At 72.6% G+C, this 20,901-nt stretch carries 13 protein-coding genes and 1 pseudogene; 6 read left to right on the forward strand and 8 right to left on the reverse strand.

Features of this window, described 5'->3' with window-relative positions; translation table 11 throughout:
* Nucleotide 1 precedes the first annotated feature (1 nt).
* Nucleotides 2-1,630: a chaperonin GroEL gene (gene groL, locus ACWC5O_RS32140; RefSeq protein ID WP_450590555.1), complete on the forward strand. Its 1,629-nt coding sequence runs from the start codon at nucleotides 2-4 to the stop codon at nucleotides 1,628-1,630.
* Between the two features lie 124 nt (nucleotides 1,631-1,754).
* Here groL and ACWC5O_RS32145 read toward each other — a convergent pair whose 3' ends face one another.
* The 6 genes from ACWC5O_RS32145 to ACWC5O_RS32170 form a co-directional block, all read right to left on the reverse strand.
* The gene (locus tag ACWC5O_RS32145; protein WP_450590554.1) at nucleotides 1,755-3,899 is read right to left on the reverse strand and encodes a DEAD/DEAH box helicase; all 2,145 of its coding nucleotides are present in this window, start codon (nucleotides 3,897-3,899) and stop codon (nucleotides 1,755-1,757) included.
* Entirely contained in the window at nucleotides 3,896-5,239 is a 1,344-nt protein-coding gene (brxD, locus tag ACWC5O_RS32150) for a BREX system ATP-binding protein BrxD (RefSeq protein ID WP_450590553.1), read from the reverse strand. The genes ACWC5O_RS32145 and brxD overlap by 4 nt, the downstream gene beginning before the upstream one ends.
* Complete coding sequence (gene pglZ, locus ACWC5O_RS32155) at nucleotides 5,236-7,968, reverse strand: BREX-2 system phosphatase PglZ (protein WP_450590552.1); 2,733 nt, start codon at nucleotides 7,966-7,968, stop codon at nucleotides 5,236-5,238. Before pglZ ends, brxD begins: the two co-directional genes overlap by 4 nt.
* Nucleotides 7,968-11,900: a hypothetical protein gene (locus tag ACWC5O_RS32160; protein WP_450590551.1), complete on the reverse strand. Its 3,933-nt coding sequence runs from the start codon at nucleotides 11,898-11,900 to the stop codon at nucleotides 7,968-7,970. The genes pglZ and ACWC5O_RS32160 overlap by 1 nt, the downstream gene beginning before the upstream one ends.
* A 154-nt stretch (nucleotides 11,901-12,054) precedes the next feature.
* The gene (locus ACWC5O_RS32165; RefSeq protein ID WP_450590550.1) at nucleotides 12,055-12,681 is read right to left on the reverse strand and encodes a hypothetical protein; all 627 of its coding nucleotides are present in this window, start codon (nucleotides 12,679-12,681) and stop codon (nucleotides 12,055-12,057) included.
* Complete coding sequence (locus tag ACWC5O_RS32170; protein ID WP_450590549.1) at nucleotides 12,678-14,102, reverse strand: AAA family ATPase; 1,425 nt, start codon at nucleotides 14,100-14,102, stop codon at nucleotides 12,678-12,680. Before ACWC5O_RS32170 ends, ACWC5O_RS32165 begins: the two co-directional genes overlap by 4 nt.
* 86 nt (nucleotides 14,103-14,188) lie before the next feature.
* Between ACWC5O_RS32170 and ACWC5O_RS32175 the strand changes: the two are divergent.
* A pseudogene (locus tag ACWC5O_RS32175) lies at nucleotides 14,189-14,341 on the forward strand (Txe/YoeB family addiction module toxin); the annotation flags it as partial.
* A gap of 95 nt (nucleotides 14,342-14,436) precedes the next feature.
* Here ACWC5O_RS32175 and ACWC5O_RS32180 read toward each other — a convergent pair.
* A complete protein-coding gene (locus ACWC5O_RS32180) occupies nucleotides 14,437-14,940 on the reverse strand; it encodes an ATP-binding protein (protein WP_450590548.1) in 504 nt (167 codons plus the stop codon).
* Nucleotides 14,941-15,117: 177 nt separating this feature from the next.
* Nucleotides 15,118-15,552 (reverse strand): hypothetical protein, encoded by a 435-nt coding sequence (locus ACWC5O_RS32185; RefSeq protein WP_450590547.1) that lies wholly within the window; start codon nucleotides 15,550-15,552, stop codon nucleotides 15,118-15,120.
* A gap of 156 nt (nucleotides 15,553-15,708) precedes the next feature.
* Between ACWC5O_RS32185 and ACWC5O_RS32190 the strand changes: the two genes are divergently transcribed.
* From ACWC5O_RS32190 to ACWC5O_RS32205, 4 genes are all read left to right on the forward strand, one after another.
* Complete coding sequence (locus ACWC5O_RS32190) at nucleotides 15,709-15,894, forward strand: hypothetical protein (protein ID WP_450590546.1); 186 nt, start codon at nucleotides 15,709-15,711, stop codon at nucleotides 15,892-15,894.
* Entirely contained in the window at nucleotides 15,891-16,658 is a 768-nt protein-coding gene (locus tag ACWC5O_RS32195; RefSeq protein ID WP_450590545.1) for a hypothetical protein, read from the forward strand. Before ACWC5O_RS32190 ends, ACWC5O_RS32195 begins: the two co-directional genes overlap by 4 nt.
* Before the next feature lie 112 nt (nucleotides 16,659-16,770).
* Nucleotides 16,771-20,253 carry a tetratricopeptide repeat protein gene (locus tag ACWC5O_RS32200; RefSeq protein ID WP_450590544.1) on the forward strand — a complete coding sequence of 1,161 codons (3,483 nt, stop codon included), beginning with the start codon at nucleotides 16,771-16,773 and terminating at the stop codon, nucleotides 20,251-20,253.
* Nucleotides 20,254-20,353: 100 nt separating this feature from the next.
* Nucleotides 20,354-20,860: a hypothetical protein gene (locus tag ACWC5O_RS32205; protein ID WP_450590543.1), complete on the forward strand. Its 507-nt coding sequence runs from the start codon at nucleotides 20,354-20,356 to the stop codon at nucleotides 20,858-20,860.
* The last annotated feature ends 41 nt before the right edge of the window (nucleotides 20,861-20,901 follow it).

Genomic DNA, 20,901 nt, shown 5'->3' on the forward strand with positions numbered 1-20,901 from the left:
CATGGCGAAGATCCTGAAGTTCGACGAGGACGCCCGTCGCGCCCTCGAGCGCGGCGTCAACAAGCTGGCCGACACGGTGAAGGTGACGATCGGCCCCAAGGGCCGCAACGTCGTCATCGACAAGAAGTTCGGTGCCCCCACCATCACCAACGACGGTGTCACCATCGCCCGCGAGATCGAGGTCGAGGACCCGTACGAGAACCTCGGCGCCCAGCTGGTGAAGGAGGTGGCGACCAAGACCAACGACATCGCTGGTGACGGCACCACCACCGCCACCGTGCTCGCCCAGGCGCTGGTGCGCGAGGGCCTGAAGAACGTCGCCGCCGGCGCCTCCCCGGCCGCCCTGAAGAAGGGCATCGACGCCGCGGTCAAGGCCGTCTCCGACGAACTGCTCTCCTCGGCCCGCCCGATCGACGAGAAGTCCGACATCGCCGCCGTCGCCGCGCTGTCCGCCCAGGACCAGCAGGTCGGCGAGCTGATCGCCGAGGCGATGGACAAGGTCGGCAAGGACGGTGTCATCACCGTCGAGGAGTCCAACACCTTCGGTCTGGAGCTGGACTTCACCGAGGGCATGGCCTTCGACAAGGGCTACCTGTCGCCGTACTTCGTGACGGACCAGGAGCGCATGGAGGCCGTCCTCGAGGACCCGTACATCCTCATCAACCAGGGCAAGATCTCCTCGATCCAGGACCTGCTGCCGCTGCTGGAGAAGGTCATCCAGGCGGGTGCCTCCAAGCCGCTGCTGATCATCGCCGAGGACGTCGAGGGCGAGGCCCTGTCGACCCTGGTCGTCAACAAGATCCGTGGCACCTTCAACGCCGTCGCGGTGAAGGCCCCCGGCTTCGGCGACCGCCGCAAGGCGATGCTGCAGGACATGGCCGTCCTCACCGGCGCCACGGTCATCTCCGAGGAGGTCGGCCTCAAGCTCGACCAGGCCGGTCTGGACGTGCTGGGCTCCGCCCGCCGCGTGACCGTCACCAAGGACGACACCACGATCGTCGACGGCGCCGGCAACTCCGAGGACGTCGTCGGCCGCGTCAACCAGATCAAGGCCGAGATCGAGAACACCGACTCCGACTGGGACCGCGAGAAGCTCCAGGAGCGCCTCGCGAAGCTGGCCGGCGGCGTGTGCGTCATCAAGGTCGGCGCCGCCACCGAGGTGGAGCTGAAGGAGAAGAAGCACCGTCTGGAGGACGCCATCTCCGCGACCCGCGCCGCGGTCGAGGAGGGCATCGTCTCCGGTGGTGGCTCCGCGCTGGTCCACGCCGTCAAGGTGCTCGAGGGCAACCTCGGCAAGTCCGGCGACGAGGCCACGGGTGTCTCGGTCGTCCGCCGCGCCGCCGTCGAGCCGCTGCGCTGGATCGCCGAGAACGCCGGCCTCGAGGGCTACGTCATCGTCTCCAAGGTGGCGGAGCTGGAGCAGGGCAACGGCTACAACGCCGCCTCCGGCGAGTACGGCGACCTGGTCAAGGCCGGCGTCATCGACCCGGTCAAGGTCACCCGCTCCGCCCTGGAGAACGCCGCCTCCATCGCCTCCCTGCTGCTCACGACCGAGACCCTGGTCGTCGAGAAGAAGGAAGAGGAGCCGGCCGAGGCGGGCCACGGCCACGGTCACGGCCACGCCCACTGAGCGCTGCGCTGAGCTGACCTGAGCCGAACCGCAATGCCCGGCACCTCCACGGGGGTGCCGGGCATTGCGGTTCGGCACCCCCGTGGAGCTTCGGCGGGTGATGCAGCGTGGCGCCCGGCGTCCGTCACGGGAAGCTGACGAACCGCACCGGCTCCGCCAGTGCCGTCCGCGCCCCCTCCTCGTCCGCCAGCCGGGCCGCGAGGGTGGCCTGCGCGAGCCGTTCGGGCAGGGCCTCCGCGAACTTCAGGCCGCGGACCGCGCGGATGTCCACCTCGGGCAGGGTCAGTCCCGGTCCGGCGTCAGCGACCGCCGTGCGCCAGGATTCGCGCGTCACGTCGTCGCGCAGGCGGATGAAGCGGTCGTCGACGAAGCGGTGGCGCAGGACGACGGACGGCAGTGACGCGGCCAGCGTGGCGTTCGCCCGGTGACCGGCCCACGTCCACCAGCGCACGTCGTCGTCACCGCGGCGGGTGATGACGGTCCCCGCGGGGTGCACCACGTCCAGGTGGGTCTCCCGGGCCTCGGCCAGTCTCGCCTCGCCCCGGCGGGTGAGCAGCACCGGGGGATCGGTACCGAGCAGCACCTCGCGGGCGGCCCGGGCCAGCGCGAAGGAGCGGATCCGGTCCGGGCCGAAGCCGCTCCACTTGGCCCGCCCGCCCTCGTCCACGGGCTCCACGAAGCAGCGCCTGCGCCGCCAGTCGATATACGTCACCAGCCAGCTGCGGCCCGCCAGGAGCAGCTTGCGGGGCCCCTCGACCTCCTCGGTGAGCAGGTCCGGGTCCGTGCGGCCGATCTCTGTCCGTCCGCTGAGGACGGTGAACTCCGGCGGGGCGGTGAACGACGCCGTCAGATTCATGAAGTGCCGGTGCCCGAAGCGGCGTTCGGCCTCGGGACCGATGAACAGCGTGCCGCCGTCGCGCTCCAGGTATCCCTGCTCGACGAGGTGCCGTACGACGGGCTCGGCGCCCGCTCCGAACGGCCCGAACCCGCCCCACCACTCCTGCCACAGGTTCTCCCCGACCCGGTGCTCCTGGAGGCACAGCGCGAGGACTTGCTGCGCGATGAGGTGCCGTGGCTCGGGGGGTGCGGTCACCGGCTCGACCCAGCCGCGCGACCAGGCCAGCAGCAGGGCCGCCGCGGACAGGAAACCGGCGTCGGTCAGGGCGAGGAACAGGCAGTTGCGGGTGGTGCCGGGGCGGCGCCCGGTGCGGCCCAGCCGTTGCAGGAACGAGGCCACCGTGGCCGGTGCCTCCAACTGGATCACCCGGTCCAGGTCGCCGACGTCGATGCCGAGCTCCAGCGTGCTGGTGGACACGATCACGCAGTCCCGGGCCTCGGCGAACGCCTCCTCAGCGCGCCGTCGCTCGTCGGTGGAGAGCGAGGCGTGCGAGAGGAAGGTGGTGACACCGCGCAGCCGGAGCTGCTCGCCCAGCTCCTCGACGGTACGCCGGGTCTCGCAGAACACCAGGCGCTTCTCGCCCCGGTGCAGGGCGGCGATGACGGTGGCCGCGTTGGCGACCGAGCCGACGAAGTCCAGCTCGATGTCACCCGGGGGCGCACCGGCGGACGCCGGGGACGGCATGCCCTTGGTGTCGGGGAATGCCACCCCGGGAGCGATGACCTGCCCCGGTCGGCGTCCCTTGCCCGATCCCTGGAGCCAGTCCAGCAGCTCGTGCGGATTGCCGACGGTGGCGGACAGGCCGACCCGTTGCACCGGCCGTTCGACGATCTTCTGTAGCCGTTCCAGCACGGCCAGCAGATGCCAGCCACGGTCGTCACCGGCGAAGGCGTGCACCTCGTCGACGACCACGCTGTGCACACCGGAGAAGAACGCCCGGTGGTCCACGTTCGCGCTGACCAGCATCGCCTCCAGCGACTCGGGGGTGGTCAGCAGCAGGTCCGGGCGCTGGGAAAGGATGCGCCGGCGCCGGCTGGAGGCGATGTCGCCGTGCCACAGCTCGGCCGTCCGCCCCACCCAGCCGGCGTACGTCTCCAGCCGGGGGTGCAGATTGTTGAGGAGTGCCTTGAGCGGGGTGACGTAGAGGATGCCGGTGCCCTTCCACCCGTGCCGCTGTGCGCGGGTGAGCAGAGGGAAGGCGGCGGCCTCCGTCTTGCCGCCGGCGGTCGGCGCCAGCAGTACGGCGTCCTGCCCGGACAGCAGCGGCCCGATCGCCTCTTCCTGTAGCGGCCGAAGGGAGCGCCAGCCCAGCGAGTTGACGATGTGGTGGGTGAGGATCGGGTCGAGCAGGTCCAGCGCGTCGGCGCTCACGGCAGCTCCAGCTCCACGTCACCGGCGCTCGCGGCCGCGTTGCGCTCCACCTCGTCGAGTTCCGAGGCTTTCACCGTGAGCGTGTAGTGGACGCGGGGATCGAAGTCGTCGAAGGTGTCGATCCGGTCGAGTACGTCGGCGACCAGCTTCCGCAGGTACAGCCGGGGCGCGATACCGGCCTTGCCGCCGAGCGATCCGGTGACGGCACGCGCCAGCTCGTCCAGGTAGCCGTCGTCGGCGCGGGTCGCGATGCGCTCGGGATTGCGGGCGGTGGCCTCGTACACGCCGCGCACCTTGCGCCCCAGTTCACCGAGGGAGGCCAGATCGAAGCCGGGCAGCCGCAGTTGGACGGCCCGGGGCGAGTCGAACCGTGGGTCGGTCGTGAAGTCCGTGGCCAGCCGCTGGGCGAGCGGTGCCAGGCGCTGCACGCCCTGCTGTCCGTCGTAGAAGGCGGGGGTACCGGTGATGACGAGGAACAGCCCCGGGAACCGTCCGGCGTCGATCTCGTCGAGCAGTTGCCGCAGGGCGTTGAGGGACTTCTCCCTGACGTCGCCGCGCACCCGCTGGAGGGTCTCGACCTCGTCGAGGACGAGGAGCAGCCCGGGGTGACCGCAGTCCCGCAGCACGGTCAGCAGCCCCTGGAGGAACCCGAGCGCGGCGAAGTGGTCCAGGTCGCCGCGTACCCCGGCGGCCCGTTTGGCGGAGGCGGCGACGGACTTCTGGCCGCCGAGCCAGGCGATCAGTGCCTCGGCGCGGGCTCCGTCACCGGCCGCCACGGCCTCGCGGTAGCCGCGCAGCGCGGCCGAGAAGGCGGGGGTCGTGCGGGCGACGTCCGTGAGCCGCCGCTCCAGCAGCTCGTCGACGGCGCGGGCGAGTCCGGCCTCGTCGTCCTGGTCGGCGTCCCCGGCGTCGAGAACCTCCTCCTCCAGCGCGTAGAACCAGGAGTCGACCACGGCGCGCAGGGCGGACGGCGCATGGGTGGCCGTCGCCAGCCGTTCCGTGAGCCGCCGGTACACGGTCTCCAGCCGGTGCAGCGGAGTCTCCGTCTCGGAGATCTGCACCTCGCTGACGGCCAGGCCCCGCCGTTTGGCCCGCTCGGCGAGCCAGCGGGCGAAGAACGTCTTGCCGGAGCCGTACTCACCGCGCAGCGCGTGGAAGGCGGAGCCGCCGCGGGCGACGGTGGCGAGGTCGTCGTCGAGGGCGTCCGCGAACCGGTCCAGGCCGACGGCGAACAGCCCGAGCCCCTGCTGCGGCACGGTGCCGCGGCGCAGCGCGTCGACCACGTCCCGGGCGCGGGCGGGGCTGATGCCGGCTGCCCGGGGGCCGTCTGCGGTGTTCACGAGGGCGTGCCTTCCAGGAACTGCTGCCGCAGCAGCTCCTTGTCGAGGTGGACGGTGCGCCCGGACTCCACCAGCTGGAGCACGGGGTAGCCGTCGATGTTCAGGAGTCGTTCGAGCATGGTGACGAACCGCTGCGGGTTGCGTTCGGACTTGCCGGTTGCGGCCTGGGCGGCGGCCGCGACGGCCGCCGGGGACAGCTTGCCGCCCGCTTCGAGCAGCGCGTCGAGCGCGGCGGCCACGGCCGGTCCGGCCGGCGCGTTGCGCACGAACTCGCGCTGCGTCTCGTACGGCTTGCTGCGCACGGTCTGTTCGCCCGGCGTGACGTGGCCCGGCTGCGGCAGCTGCGGGAACAGCCCTTCGGACTGCGTCGGCTGTTTGCGGCCGCCCTTGCCGCGGGGCGGGGCGGGCACGGTCTCCTGCGGCTGTGCCGGTTCGGCGGCGCCCCGCCACCACTCGGGGGCGGTGTTCTCGGCGGGCAGTGCCGCCCAGCCGGCCGGGATCTCGCTGTCGGACGGCACGAACGCCAGCACGGGCACGGTGACCTCGGCGAGTGAGGCGCCACCGTGGTAGCCGGCCTGGCGGGCGGTGTAGCGCAGGTCGTCGCGCCAGGCGGCGGTGACGCGCCCGCCATTGGCCCGGACACGCGGCCCGGCGAGTTCCACCTCGCCGGGCTGGGCGGGTCCGGTACGCCAGCGGGCTCCCTGTACGCCCTCGGCGACCGCGGGACCCGCCTCGCGCGGGCCCCGGTCCAGGACGTGCCCGTGGTCGGAGACGAGCAGGACCGGGCGGCCGGCGCCGAGGGCGGCGCCCAGCAGATCGGCCAGCTTGGCGATGTCCCCTGTGCGCCAGCGGGCGCGCCCGCTCTCGCGTCCGTCGGCGAGGGCGTCGTCGATGGTGTTGAGGATCACCCCGACGAGCGTCCTGTCGTCGGCGAGCGCGCCGAGGAGTTCGGGCGCGAGCCGGTGCCCGGCCGTTCCCTCGTAGCCGCCCTTGTGGAAGAGAACCGCCTCCCGGCGGCGCTTCTTCCAGAAGGCCGTGAAACCGGCCCGCTCCACGTCCTGGCCGCCTTCGGCGGGTGCTCCGCAGAGCAGCGAGGTCCGGCTGATCTTCGTCAGGGTGGGCAGCATGGCGACGGCGGCGAGCCGGCCCGACTCCGCGGCGGGGACGATCTCGGTCCAGTTCCGCCGGTCGAACCCGGCGGCGAGTTCGACGGCCACGTCGGCACTCATCCCGTCCAGGACGAGGATGAGCGGCCGTCCGCCGTCCCGGGCGAGCGGCGCCGCTGCCTCCGCCAGCACGTCCTCGATCAGCAGCGCCCCGTTCGGCGCCTGCTGGGAGGCCGCCTCGGTCCAGGTGGCGAGGACGGCGGCGAACTGCTCGTCGAGTTGCCGGCGCCGGTCGCGTACCCGGGCGATCAGCCGGTGGTACGCCTCACCGACCTCGCTGTCCCGCGAGGCGTCGCCTTCGGCGAGTATCCCGGTCGCCAGGTCCACCCAGCCGGTGGACTCCATGTGGTGGCGCACGCTCCTGCCGACCGAGCCCGGGGCGGGCTGCGGGGTGTCGAGCCAGCGCAGCAGGCGTACGGCGGTCCGGGCGCGCTCGGTGGAGTCGGTGTGCAGGACGGCGAGCTGGTGGTCGGCGAGGTCGCGCAGCGCGGCCTGTGCCGGGCCGGGCCGTCCGTCGAGCGCGGCGGCGAGGGACCGCAGTCGCGTCCGGTAGCCGGAGGGCAGCAGCCGGTCCCCGGCCAGCAGGCCGGTCAGCCGGGCGGTCTCGGCGAGCTGGTCGGCACGCTCCAGCACGGCCAGCACCCGGCTCCGGGCGTCCGCGCCCGCTCCTCCGCCCGCCTCGGCCTGTGCGATCCACCGGGTGAGCACGCCGGTGGCCGCGGCCGCGTACGGGCCGAGTACGTCGAACGAGCCGAGCGCCCGGCCGAACAGCGTGCCGAGCGCGAACCCGGCGTCGGCGGCCGACGGGCAGGCGAGGACGGCCGAGGCGAGCGCGCCGAGCGGCAGCGCGTCGGCGCCCCGCCCGTCGGCGGCCAGCGCGAGCAGGGTGGGCGCGGCCGGCCCGGTCACCTCCTCCAGCCACTCCGCCAGTCCGGCCCGCTGCTGGTCGGGCAGCTCGGCGAACAGCCGGGGACCGGCCAGGGTGCGGCTCCAGTCGAAGAGGGTGTCGGCATCCAGGTCGAGGGAGTCGGCGCGCATGTCGCCGAGGCCGACGCGGGCGGCGAGCAGGGCGCGCAGCGCCCGGTCGCGGGTGAGGACGGACCCGGCCCTGGGCCAGCCGCCGGGCGGTTCGGCCTCCAGTAGCGCGTCGAGCAGCCAGGTCTCGCGCACCATGCGGGTGTCCAGGTCACCGGCCCCGAACAGCTGCTTGACGATGTCGGCCTGCTCGACGGCCAGCGGCCTGCGCCGCACGGCGTGTCCGCGCAGGTCCCAGCCGAGCTGGTCGGCGGGGACCCTGCCGGTGACGACGAGGACGCTGTCCCCGCCGGGGTCGGTCTCGGTGGTGTGGCGCCGCCAGGCGTCGGCGATGCCGAGCGGCGAGTCCTGGTCGGTGACGTGCACGCGCCGGGCGGCGCCGTCCACCCGCACGGTGAACTCCCGCTCCTCGTCGCCGCCCGCCCACACGGCGTCGACCAGCACCAGCCGCCGCCCCTCGGCCCGGGGCAGCTCCGTCTCCAGCAGTACCTCGATGGCTCGCCGTCCGGCGGCGGGCCGGGCCGCCATCAGCGGGCCCCTTCGGCGTCCCCGGCGGAGGACTCGCCCGCGGACTCGTCCGCGGGTGCGACCGGCTTCCAGCTGATCTCCACCGAGGCGTCCGGATGCGCGGCCAGGAAGGCGCGGATGTCGTCGCGGACGCCCGCCAGCCCGTCGGCCAGCCGCTGTTCCAGCGGGGTGGCCCCACCGGCCGCGATGAGCCGCCGCCCGGACGACGCCCGGGGCGCGCCCGCCGGCCGTGCCGCCGGTACGACGGCCCCGTCCGCCCCGTGGGACCCGTCCGACCCGGCCGGTACGGCACCGCCGGCTCCCGGCCGCGGATGGTGCGTGGCGACCTCCGGCTCGCTCACCCGCACGTCCCGCGCCCCCGGTGCCGGCTCCTGGCGCGGCGCGAACACGGTCTCCACCTGGAGCGCGGCGTTGATGATGGAGTTGGCCTTCTCACCGGCGTGACCGAGCACCGGCACCAGCGACCGCTCGAACTCCGAGGCCCGGGCGGCGAGGGCGATCTCGCCGAAGAGCCGCCGGGCCCGGTCGCCGACGCCGTCCTCCCGGCCGGTGAGCCCGCGCACGTTGGTCAGCGCCGGCCAGGCGGCGTCGTCCAGCGCCCGCAGCACCTCACCGGCGCTGCCCATGGTCGTGCTCAAGTCCCGCTCGGTGGCCGTGCAGGACGCGGAGGCCAGCTCGCGCACCAGGGCGGTGGCGTCGCTGCCGTGCCGGGTCAGCCGGGCGAGCAGCCCGGCGGCCTCCCGCAGGATCGCCACCCGGGCGGCGGGCTCGCCGGGGGCGTCGAGGCCGAGCAGTGCCGCGTGCCGGTCCAGCGAGGCCCGCACCCCGGCGACGTCCCGCTCCCAGGCGTCCGCCTTGGCGCGGATGTCCTCGGCGAGCCGGTTGACGTTCCGGGCATACATGTTCGGCTTGGCGGAGACGCCGAACAGCCGGGCCGCCCGCTCCCGGGCCGCCGCGTACTCGTCCTCGCTGGGCAGCGGCTGCGAGCGCAGCGACCAGCCGGGCCCGATCTCGTGCAGCGCGGGCGCCTCCCGCTCCGGGCCGCCCTGGTACACCCAGGCCCGGTCGTCGAGCAGGGCGTACGCGGAGATGAGCAGGTTCCCGGTGAGCTTGTCGAGGCCGCCGTAGCCGAGGTCCCTGGTGATCCAGCCGCGGATGTCCTCGACGGCGAGGTCACCGCGCTGCTTGTGCGCGGAGGCGGCCTGGTTGATCCGGGTGCGCCAGTCCTGCCGCATGACCAGCGGGCCGTCGTGCACCGTGCCCAGCTCCAGCGGCTCCACGATCCGCTTGACGGTCTTCAGGTGGTGGCTGTCGACGTTCTGAGCGCGCCCCCCCTCGTCCATGGCCCGGGTGATCCACTCCAGGGCTGTCCGCAGCTCGGCCGGGCTCACCGCCTTGCGCTGTCCCTTCCCGTCGAGTCCGAAGTCGGGGTGCTTCGGGTACAGCGCGGAGAACATGCCGTCGGCCAGATGCTGCACATTCGCTTCGAAGCCCTTGCCGCCCTCCTCGCGCGGCTGGGCGAACTCCGGCTGGAGCGAGAGCACGTGGCGGCCGTCGGGCACCTCGGGGCCGGGGTTGGCGTCGGTCGGCCGGGCCAGCCCGTACACCTCGGCGAGGGCGCCGGTGAGCTGGTCGGTGAGGGTGTCGCGGGCCACCTCCAGCTGGCGCCGGACCTTGGCCCGGTCGTCGGGCGGGAAGTTGCCGGTGTAGTCGGTGAGCCGGTCCCGTTCCAGCAGGAAGTTGATCCGCATCAGCCGGCCGAGCTGGGCGCGGCGCTGGTCGGAGAAGAAGTCGGTGAGCCACACCAGGGTCGGCGCGGTCACCCCGTCCTTCCTCAGCTGCTCCACGCGGTGGAAGTCGTCGCTGGGGTAGTGGTCGCCGTCGTCGAAGGGGTAGTCGACGACGAACCGCACGTTGCCCGCGGTCGCCGGGGTGAACTGCTCGTCGGGCAGGTCGGCCCGGTCCCGTACGTTGCCGAAGACGAACTCGGCGAGGCGCCGGGTGCCCCGCCAGACGATCTCCTTCTCGGCGACGAACTGCCCGTCCCGGACGCCGGCGGCCTCCCAGATCCGGTCGCGCAGCCACACCCGGCGCACGCCCGCCTTGTCCTCCTCGGCGACGGCGTCGAGCAGCGGTTCGATGTCCAGCTCGGACAGGTGCAGCGAGAACACCGGGTCGGTCTCGCCGTCGGAGCGCACCTCGGACGGGAACGCGGCCTGGAGGTCCCGCATGCGCCGTACGACGACGTCACCGGCCGGCACGGTACGGGAGCGCACCGAGCCGTGGTTGAGGGCGGCGAGCCGGGCCCCGGTCAGCCGGCGCAGCGCGGGCACGTCCGGGGCGAGTGCGCCCAGCAGCAGGGTCTTCACGAACCGGTCGTCGGCCCGGAAGTCGGCGTGCGTGTCGGAGCCGTACTTCTCCAGCAGATGGGTGCGCGCCTTGCCGTAGAACTTCACGGCCGCCTCGGACTCGCGCTTCAGCTTGTCGGTGAAGGCGGCTCCGGAGCCGTCGACGAGGACGTCCCACAGGTCACCGAGCGGGATGAGCTGCCCGACGGCGGCGCCCGCGTTCTTCTGCAGCAGCTGCTGCACCAGCTTCAGACCGGTGCGCTCGCGCTGGAGGGCGCCGGAGAGGGCGACGAGCACGTTGAGCAGCGCGGGCGAGAGGGGGTAGACGGCGCGGAAGTCGGTCCAGTCGGCGTGGGTGGCGCCGCCGCCGTCCAGCAGGATGTCCTTGACCTGCTGGTTGGACCGGTCGACCCCGCCGAAGGCGCTCTCCAGCACCACGTCCTTGCCGGGCAGCGGCTTCAGCACCCGCTCCTTGATGATCTCCGGCAGGTTGCGGTCCTCGAGGTCGACCGTGTCGAACCGCTCGTTCAGGTATTCGAGCGCCTGTTCCATGGCCTTGACGTCGGCGCCGAGCACGTCGGAACCGACGAGCTGGGACAGGTCGCGCTGACGGGAGATGAACGACACGATGGGCACCGGCCGGTCGGCGTCCCCGGACTCGATCAGCTTCACCAGCTTCTGGATCTCGCTGTTGACGAAGGTCCGGTCCCGCATGTGCGCCTGGAGCCACAGCACCAGCTCGTCGAGGAACAGCACGACACCGTCGTAGTTCAGCGCACGCGCGTGCCGGCTGATCGCGGACAGCCCGTTCTCCAGCGGCACGTACTTGGCGGCGTCGCCGCGAGCGCTCTCGGCGTACGACCGCATCGGCCCGGTGAGCAGCGCGGACACCAGCCGCTCACGGCGCGAGTCCCCGGCCGGGGCGGTGAAGGCGTCGTCCAGCTCACCGGAGGTCCAGGCCCCGCCGGCGCCGATCACCTGAAGCTCGTCATCGTCGTCACCGCCCGCGGTGGCACCGCCGTCGGCGGGCAGCAGCCGGACGAACGCGTCGTCGCCGAGCTGCTCCCGCATCCGCCGGGCGTCCGCGAGCATCGCGTCGGAGCGGAACACGGTCGGGGTGGGCGCGTTGGGGTGCTGCTCGCGCACGGCCCGCACGTACCCGCCGAGCAGCGCCTCGTCCAGGTTCGCCGCGCCGACCAGGTGGTACGGCACCATCAGGAACTTCTTGCCGCGCAGCCACTCGTCGTGCTCGGCGATGACCTCCCTCAGCCGCGGCTTGGCCCGTACCGAGGCGTCTCCGTTGAGCACGGCGTGCAGCACGGTCAGGAAGTGGCTCTTGCCGGCGCCGAAGGAACCGTGCAGATAGGCGGCGTACGAGGCGTTCTTCCGCACGGCGCCGCGCACCAGCTTCAGCGCCTTGTCGAACTGCTCCCTCAGCTGCGGCGTGACGACGTACTCCTCGACCCGCCCCGCCGAGTCACCGGTGAACCCCTGGGACAGCTCGACCTTGAAGTCGCCGGCGTAGACGTCCTCCTTGATGTCGAGGACGTCCCTCAGTACGACGGTGTCGCCACCCCTGGCCATCGGCTGCTCCCGCTCCCCGGTGAAACCCGTGCCCCTTACAACTCCTCCTTATCCTGCCAGCTCGGGTGGCTCTGCGGACCCGGGAGTCATCGGCCGGTCATCGACCGCGCCCCGCTCTTCATGACCGCGTGCGGTGGGACGAGGGCGACCGGGGTCAGAGGCCGCGCAGCGCGGCGGAAAGATCCGCCACGAACGTCTGCCACGAGGGAACCTGGCCCACTGGCCCGTGGCGGTCGAGCAGGTCGAGCAGTCTGTGCCGGTTTCGTGGGAAGCGCTGCTGCAGCTCCGCTAGGCGTCGGCCCTTGCAGCCGCTGGCCTTCGCGAGGGTGTCCTTGAGGCGTTGCTTCGGGTCGGCGACGCGTTCCACGGCGGCTGCTTTCGGCAGCTCCAGGGGCATGCGTCCTCGTGGGTTGCCGGCCACTTCCCGGATGGCCTGCTCGTCGAGGAGCAGCCACGCTTCGAGCATGCGCACCGGTACGACGGGAACGTGCGGGAGACCCGGCCAGGTCTCGCCGACGGCATCCGCGATCTCTGCGTTGCGGATGTCCGGTGATCCGCGGTCCGCATCCCGCTGGACCACCGCGAGATCGTAGGTGGCCCCGAGATCCCTCGCCGTTCGCAGTTTGTCCGCGACGGAGTGTCCCACCGAGGACCGCAGCCACCGTAGGTCCGGTGCGCTGACGGTCACCGCAACCCCCAGATCCGCCGCGATCCCCTCCACGTGGGCCACGAGGCCCTGGTCGCTGGTGCCCTCGCTCAGGAACAGGACGCGTACGGTCATGTGGCTCGCCCGTCCAGGTCGAGGGTGAGCTGGGCGTCCGGTGGTGACTCGAGGTACGGCAGGATGTCGAGCTTGGTGACGTAGTCACCCGTCTCGCCTGCCGCCCGCCAGGTTCCGGCCAGCGGACGCAGTCTCAGCCGTCGGGTCACCTGTCCCGTCTCCGTGCGGAAGGCGGCCGTGTCGGCGAACAGCAGATCCTGGGAGTCCACGAGCTGCACGAGCCCAGGGGAGTGCGTGTTGATGAGGACCTGACGGAACGGGTTGTCGTCTCCCGGAGTCTCCTGCGGATCGACGGCGAGATCCCGCACGAGATCCACCATCGCCGAGAGGTTGGCCGGATGGATGCCGTTCTCCGGTTCCTCCATGCACACCAAGCCCCGGATTTCGGGGTCTTCCAGCAGCACACACAGGGCCAGGAACCGCAGCGTTCCCTCAGAGAGGCTTCGGGCGGGCAGCACCATGCCGCTGATCTCGTGCAGCCTGATGGTGAGCAGTTCCCGTACGTCGTCCTCTTGGACGTCGAGCGTGCGCACCTGGAGGCCCGACAGGTCGGACAGTCGGCCGGCCACGCGTGAGTAGACCTGGGCGGGGTCGTCCGGTGAGGTGTGCAGCGCGATGCGGAACAGGGTGCCGGGCAGGTGCAGACCGTCGGGGCCCATCGACCGGGAGCCCGTGTAGTTGTCGGAGCTGCGCAGCGCCGACGGTTCGAGGGCGAGCCGCCGCCAGGACTGCATCTCCCGGCGTACGGCCAGGATGGTGGGATCGTCACTGGTGTTGACCGTCGACACCACCGTGGCACGGGCTCGCGATGCCGCCGCGGGCCGCGGCTGGCCACGGCTTCCCCCGTCCTGGTGAATGCGGATCACGGACTCGGTTCCCTCCACCGTGGTGGAGATGTAGGAGACGCCGGAACGCCGTCCGGTGACGACCGCGTCGCGGAACCGCGCCTTGGAGTGGGGGAAGCGGAGCCGAGCCCGCGCATCCCCCTGCTTGATGTGCCGCAGGCTTTCGTGCAGCAGCGACAGCCTGCCGATCTTCTCAGCTCCGCTGGGGGGGTGATAGCCGAGTTCCAGCTCGTAGCGCAGGAAGGACGTCGTCGGTACGGCCGGCCGTCCAAAATCGTCCTCGACCGGTTGCGGCGGCACCAGCATCTCCGCCGCGAACCGCATCCGGTGCGTGCCCTCGTCGTAGCCGTTCCAGAACAGGTCGCGTGCGTCGCCGTGTCGCTCGCCTTGAGTGCCCCTGACCTCCTGCGCCGCCTCCATCAGCGAGCGGTCGGCGAGCAGGCTCAGGAACTGGATCGCGTCGAAGACGTTGGACTTGCCCGTACCGTTCTCGCCCGCGATACAGGTGAACGGACCCAGCTCGACCGTGAGTCCCAGAAGGTTCTTGAAGCCGTCGACCTCGAGCCGTGTGAGCATCCGTCCTCCCAGGCGGTGCAGCCGGCTCTCGCCCGGCCGGATCAGCGTCCTCAGCAGCATATGTCCCCTGGCAGGGCCGCACCGGTGCCGTGAATCCCTTCAGCGGTACTGGCAGACCGGAACTGTTGACGGGTGACCTGTCCGGCTACTGGTCCCGCCGGATCGATGACGAGCACCGGCTCGTCTACCGGGCCACCGAGAAGGAAGTCGTGATCATCAAGGCCCGGTACCACTACTGACGTCCACGTTCCCGGTATCCCTCGGCTGAGCCGCAGCCCGGCGTCCTGCCGCTCTCGGTCAGATCAGACCCATGTCCTGACTCAGAGCGGTGAGTTCATCGGCTGCGGCATGTCGGCTGCCGTCGCCCTGCCCACGGAAGGCTCCGGCTGCCGTCGCCCTGCCCACGGAAGGCTCCGGCTGCCGGTGTTGCTGGGACACCGGTGGGCACGACAGCCCACACGGTCTTGCCGGGGGAGCCGGGGCGTGGTGCCGTGCCCCATTCCTTGGCGAGTGCTGCGACCAGGACGAGCCCCCGCCCGCCGTCCTCTTCGCTCCCGGCGTCCCGCACCACGGGCACCCGCTCGCCGCGGGTGTCGCTCACTTCGATACGGACCACGCCCTCGCCGTCCCGCCGGCGCAGCCGCAGCTCGGCGTCCCGGCCGGGGACCCGGCCGTGGGTGACGGCGTTCGCGGTCAGCTCGGCGACGATCAGCTCGACGGTGTCGTTCGCCGTGCCGCCGTACGGCCAGCCCCAGGCGTCCATCTGCTGGGCGGCGAGCCGGCGGGCGAGGCGGGCGCCGCGGGGGGTGGCGGTGAAACGGAGGGTGAGGATGGTCATGAGGCCCGAGGGTTCCGCTCCCGAGCACCGTCCGACCAGGGGAGACGGGCCTACAGTCGCCCGCTGTAACGGTGGGGACCGTCCCTGTCGGGGCTGTCGTGCCCCGCCCCGTGCACCACCACCCGAGACGGCCGCCGCCCGTCCCGCCGGGGTTCCCGTTCGCGCGAGGGATCCGGGTCAGACGTAGGCCTCCCCGAACGCCCGCGCGAACTCCGGGTCGGTCACCGTCCCGTTGCCGCCGCCTCCGGTGCGGTGGCCGCGGCCGGAGAGAGCCATGACGGGATCGAGCACCTCACTCATGTAGTGGCGGATCCAGTCGGAGGGCTGTCCCTCGTAGGCCGGCAGCGGGGTGAGGACCGCAAGGCTTCCGGTGGGATGGCTGACGACGCCCCAGACGATGCGGTACATCCCGACGCGGCTCACGATCAGCCCGTTGGGCCTGACGTCCTGGTCCTCCGCAAGACGCGGAGCCGCCTCGAGGATCGCTCCGGTCGTGTCGTCCGGACCGACCGACGTCTGCACCGTGGTGACGAGTCCGGAACTCTCGATCAGCCCGTGGAGTGACTCGACTCTGGTGCCCCGGGCGTGTGGGCTGAGTGTCAGGCGGTACACGGCGGTAGCCCTTCGTCGCAGGAGACGGATGCGGTGCGTAGTAAGGGAGTTGGGTGTCCTCGGCTGAGTGCGGGGGAGTCGTCGTCACTCGGAAGACTACTCGCCGAGTTCGGTACATCCGGTGCAACTGGTTTGAATTCTGCGGATAATCCGGTCATGGGTTCACCACCGCCGCAGCCCGAAGTGGGCGACATCCGGTTCAACGGCACGACCGTGGAGTACTTCGACGGAACCGGATGGGTGCGGCACGAAGAACTCCCCGACGACCAGGCACCACCCGACCTGCGCGGCCACGACGAGGACGGCGCAGGGCCGGACGACGATTCCTCGTTCCCGGGATGAGCAGCCCCGCCGAGCCGCCGGCCGGCGACCCGGGCCCCGACCCCGTGCTCGCCGATCTGCGGGCCTCCGTCGACGACATGCGCGCCACGGCCCGCTGGATCACCGGAGCGGCGGCGGGAGTCGGCGCTCTGGTGCTGGCGGGTGGGCCACTCGTGATCGTCAAGGACCTGAACGACGCCGGAGACGTGGCCGCGGCGGCCGGCGGCATGCTGCTGGCCGTCGTCGGGGTCGTCTGGGTGGTGTGGCGCACCAGCGAGGTGCTCAGCCCACGGACGGCCACGCTCGACGATCTCGGCTCACCGGACCTGGCCGGTCTGCGGAAGCTGATCGACCGGTCACCGAGCGACTTCTACGGCCCGTACGCCACCGACCCGGCCGCGCTGCGGCGGGAGCGCCGGCTGCGGCTGACCGTGGCGGCCCGTCTCGAAGCCCTGCTGGCCCGTGAGAGCGATCCCGCGCGGGTGCGGGTCCTGACCCACGAGGCGGCCGTCGCCCGGCGGAACGCACTGCTGATCCAGCGTCTGCAACAGCGACTGCTCGCCTGGATCCACGCCTGGCAGGTACGGCAGTCCCTGCTGCGGGCCCGGCGGGAGACCCTGCTGGCCGCGCTGCTGGTGCTGGCCGGTGCCGTCCTGTACGTCACCGCGCCACTCGACGCGAAGGAGGAGCCGACCGTCGTGTACGTCTGCGAGGCGGGCGCCGCCGCGAAACCGAAAGCCGTCCACGCGGCCGTCCACGGGCAGGGGGACCCCTGTGCTCGATGAACCGCTGTCGGCGTTACCCCCCGGCCCACTGCACTGGCGGCTTCGCATCCGGCATGCCGCCGTCACCCTCAGCGCCGGCTCGGAGATTGTCGCCGAAGGTCCTGGTGCGGATGTGTCCTTCTCCCTGACGGAGACCGTGCAGGCGCTGCACCGGGCGTACGAGGCCGCCGGCCGGGGCGCTCGCCGACGCGCGACCGGCGTCCCACCCCAGGTGCTGATGCGGCGTCTGGGAGGCCTGCTCGCCGAGGCGGTGGGCGTCCCGACGCTCCGCGCCCTCACCACGGCATCGGAGAGCGGGGCGGCGAGGGAGCACGGCCTGCCGCTCACCATCGAGGCGGAACGGGGCCGGCTCGACGGGCTGCCGTGGGAGGCCCTGACGCTGCCCGGTCGGTCGGCACCGCTGGCGCTCCACCCCACCATCCGTCCGTACCGCAGCTTCGGCGACCACCTCGTGCCCGCACACGCCGGCCGGCCGGACCGGCCGCTGCGGCTGCTCGTTCTGCTCGCCGGGCCCCGCAAGGCCCCCGGCCGCCGGGAGCCCCTGCTCGACCTGGACGCGGAGACGGCGCGTCTGGCGGCTGCCGTGTCCAGGATCCCGGGCCGTGCGGACCTACGGGTGCTCAGCTCCGGCAGTCTCGCCGCGCTCGGCGCCGCGCTGGCGGAGAGACCAGCCGACGTCGTCCACATCGTCTGCCACGCCAGGCCCGGCGAACTCCTGTTGGAGGACGAGGCCGGGGAACGCGAGCCGGTGACCGCCGACGCCCTGTGCCGGGCCCTGCGAGGCACCCACGGTGTCCCCGCGGTGGTCCTGGCGGGCTGTTCGACGGCGGCGTCGGTGAACCGCTCTCCCGCCGGGCCCGTCGAGCCGGCGCACCACAGTAGGTCTCTGCCCGGGCTGGCGCAGAGCCTCACGGAGTCCGGCGCGCCCGCCGTCGTCGCCATGTCCGCACCGGTCCGGGACGCGTACGCCGGCGCGCTGATGGCCGACATGTACGCCGGGCTGGCCGCGGGCCGGCCCCTGTGGGAGGCGTTGCACGACGCCCGCACCGAGCAGGAACGCCTCCGCCGCGCCGGCAACGACTGGCTGCCGGAATGGCATGTGCCGGTTCTCTTCGCCGGGCCCCGCCCGGAGCGGGTGGAACCCGACCGCGGTGAGGCCCCGACGCAGGCCGCCGCGCCCGAGGCGCCGCTCGCGCTGCCGCTCGGCTCGTTCGTGGGCCGCCGGGCGCAGTTGCGCCTCGCGTCGAACGCCCTGGCCGACGACGGCTCCGGGCTCGTCGTGCACGGGGTGGGCGGGGTCGGGAAGACCGCCTTCGTCGGCGAGTTGCTGCGGCTGCGGGCCGCGTCGACCTCTCCCGTGCTGCTGAAGGGCCCGGTCGGTCCCGACGAGATCCTGCGCGGCGCGGCGGAGGTGCTCGCGGGGGAGACGGACGACGCACGGATATCCGAGCTGTCCGACACGGAGCGGCCCTGGTCCGCGCGCCTGGCCGTCCTCGCCGGCCTCACCGCCACCGACGCGGGCCCGAGTGCGGGCACGGGCAAGGAGGTTCGTCCCACGGCGCCGGAAGGACCTGCCCGGTCGCTGACGGTGGTGCTGGACGACTTCGAGGCCAACCTGATCCGCGACCCGCGCGGCCGGATCCGTTTCACCGATCCCGAACTGGCGGACTTCCTCACCGCGTGGACCACTCAGGTCACGGCCACCTCGCTGCTGATCGCCTCGCGTCATCCCCTCCCGACGGCGGACGGACCCGCCTCCCGGCGTCTGCACCAGCTCCCGCTTCCTCCGCTCACCCCGGACGAGACCGATCTGATGCGACTGCGGCTGCCCCTGTCGCGGCGGCTGCCCTGGCGGAAGTGGCGGGAGATCCGGCAGGTCGTCGGCGGTCATCCCCGTACGTACGCCTATCTGGAAGCGCTCCTCGGCGCCGGACGGACGACGGACGACCTGGCGGGCCGTATCGGCCGGCTCGGCGGTGGCCTCGACGCCGCGCGCGCCCGCGTCCGGGGCGAGCTGCGTCCCGCCGTGCAGGAGGCGCTGAGCCTCACGGCCGCCGACGCCCTGCTCGGCGACCTGCTGTCCACGCTGGACCCGGCGAGCCGCATCCTGCTGCACCGCGCGGCGGTGCATCGTGTGCCCGTCCCGGCGTCGGCGTTCACCGGCCCGGACGGTGCGCCGGACCGTCCGGAGGGGACGCGCGAGCGCCTCGATGCGCTGGCCACGTCCGGGCTGCTGGCCGAGGACGGCAAGGACACGGCCGGTGTGCCGCTGTGGAGCGTTCACCGCTGGACCGCGGCCGAACTGGACCGTCTCGACCCGGAGGCCGCACAGGACGCCCACCGCCGGGCGGCCGCGTACACGGAGGGGGTCTTCTCCGACACCGGTCTGCCCGAACCGGTACGCGTCGACGCGGCGTTCGAGTCCCTGCACCATCTCGACGCCGTCCGGCTGCACCGGGAGGCAGGAGCGCTGGGCCGCCGCCTGTGCGGGGTGCTGCACGCCATGGGCCGCTGGACGACGGAACGGGCCCTGTGCCGGCGCATGCTGGAGTGGAGCGAACCGGGCACGGAGTCGGAGGCCGTCGTCCATCGCCAGCTCGGTCTCATCGCCCGGGACCGGGGCGACATGCGGGAGGCGCGCGAGCACCTGGAACGGGCGCTGGCCGTCAGCACGGCGGCCGGCGACCCGCTGGGTGTCGCCTTCGCCGAGCACCAGCTCGGGTCCATCGAGCACGAACAAGGCGATCACCGCACCGCCGAGGTCCGGTACCGCCGGGCCCGCACGGCCTTCCGGGAGCTGGGCCGGGAACGGGATGCCGCCGCCACCCTTTACCAGCTGTCCATGCTGAACCAGTACGACGGACGCCCGGCGGAGGCCAGAGCCGGTTTCGAGGAGGCACAGGAGGTCTTCGCGAGGTTCGAGGACGCCGGCGCGGTCGGTGCCTGCCACCGGAGCCTGGCCTACCTGGCCGAGGACGAGGGGGACCTGGACACCGCCATGGCCCACTGCCGCTCGGCGCTGGCTCTCTGCGAGAGCACTGGTGATGGGGCGCAGGCGGAGGAACTGCGCAATCAGATCGGCACCTTGTACGTGCTCATGGAGGACTACCAGGCGGCGCACGCCGAGTTCGACGCCGCACTGCGCTCGGCCGTCGCCCGTGACGCACCCGAGGAGATGGCCCGCTCCCACCAGCACCTGGGGGTCTGCGCGGAGCGTATGGGCGCCCTGGACATCGCGGAGGAGCACACCCGCACGGCGCTGGAACTGAACCGGGAGCTGGACCGTGTCGCCGCGCAGGCACAGTGCCTGCGCCGTCTCGCCGTCCTCGCCCGGCTGCGCGGCAGGCCGGCGGACGGACTCGGGTACGCCCGCCGCGCGCTCGTCCTCTTCGGCCGCACCGACGACACCGGAGACCGCCCCGACACCTACCTCACCATCGGCGACTGCCTGCGCGACCTCGGCCGTGTCCCGGAAGCCCGGCGCTTCTACACGTCCGCCCTCCGGGACGCCGGGACGCCCCGCCTCGTCGAGCGCGCCCGTGCGGCCCTGCGGGAGCTGGACGGGGACAGCAGGCGGAAAGCAGAGGGGAAGTAGAGAGAAAGTAAGCGGAAAGCAGTTAACAGCAACCCGCCTTCTTTCCCTATGCTGTTCCCCGTCGGGGGCGTTCGTCACCGTCGGGTGAAGGCGAAGGGGAATGACGATGATCAAGGTGACCATCGAGGCGGAGCCGGGGGAGATGCCCGCGCTGATCGAGGCGCTGGCGGCCCACGGGGCCGAGTTCAGCCTGCGCAGCAAGGCGCGGCCGGCGCAGCGCAGCGAGCCCGTGCTGAACGCGGACGTGCTCGACCTGCTGCGCACGCGGGCTCCCGCCCAGCAGCTCGACCACTTCGTCTCCTTCGTGGAGACGGAGGTCCGCGAGCACGGAGCCGTCGCCGAGCTGGGCACCGAGAAGACGAGCTACGTCAAGCTCTACGTGCCCGGCCCCCGCAAGGTGGGCGCGTACTGCTACGTCCGGCCCGACCGCGGCTACTTGGACTTCCGCGTGCCGATCGACGCCGCGGACGGCTGCCGTTTCGCGTACGCGCGTGACGTCCAGAGCGACAACTCGCACCCGGTGCGCTGCCCCCTGACGAAGGCGGACGCCCTGCCCGAGGCGCACCGGCTGGCCGACCTGGCCCGGGAGATCGCCGGGAACGCGTGACGGGTCCCGCCTCGGACCAGCGGGACGTTCCTCCTGCCGGT

Source organism: Streptomyces sp. NPDC001450 (genome assembly GCF_053597295.1).

What these genes read in the sequence shown, in the direction of transcription:
- groL (WP_450590555.1), top strand. Translation starts at nt 2, where the DNA reads ATGGCGAAGATCCTGAAGTTCGACGAGGACGCCCGTCGCGCCCTCGAG.
- pglZ (WP_450590552.1), bottom strand. Translation starts at nt 7,968, where the DNA reads ATGGCGGCCCGGCCCGCCGCCGGACGGCGAGCCATCGAGGTACTGCTG.
- ACWC5O_RS32160 (WP_450590551.1), bottom strand. Translation starts at nt 11,900, where the DNA reads ATGGCCAGGGGTGGCGACACCGTCGTACTGAGGGACGTCCTCGACATC.
- ACWC5O_RS32165 (WP_450590550.1), bottom strand. Translation starts at nt 12,681, where the DNA reads ATGACCGTACGCGTCCTGTTCCTGAGCGAGGGCACCAGCGACCAGGGC.
- ACWC5O_RS32170 (WP_450590549.1), bottom strand. Translation starts at nt 14,102, where the DNA reads ATGCTCACACGGCTCGAGGTCGACGGCTTCAAGAACCTTCTGGGACTC.
- ACWC5O_RS32180 (WP_450590548.1), bottom strand. Translation starts at nt 14,940, where the DNA reads ATGACCATCCTCACCCTCCGTTTCACCGCCACCCCCCGCGGCGCCCGC.
- ACWC5O_RS32190 (WP_450590546.1), top strand. Translation starts at nt 15,709, where the DNA reads ATGGGTTCACCACCGCCGCAGCCCGAAGTGGGCGACATCCGGTTCAAC.
- ACWC5O_RS32195 (WP_450590545.1), top strand. Translation starts at nt 15,891, where the DNA reads ATGAGCAGCCCCGCCGAGCCGCCGGCCGGCGACCCGGGCCCCGACCCC.
- ACWC5O_RS32205 (WP_450590543.1), top strand. Translation starts at nt 20,354, where the DNA reads ATGACGATGATCAAGGTGACCATCGAGGCGGAGCCGGGGGAGATGCCC.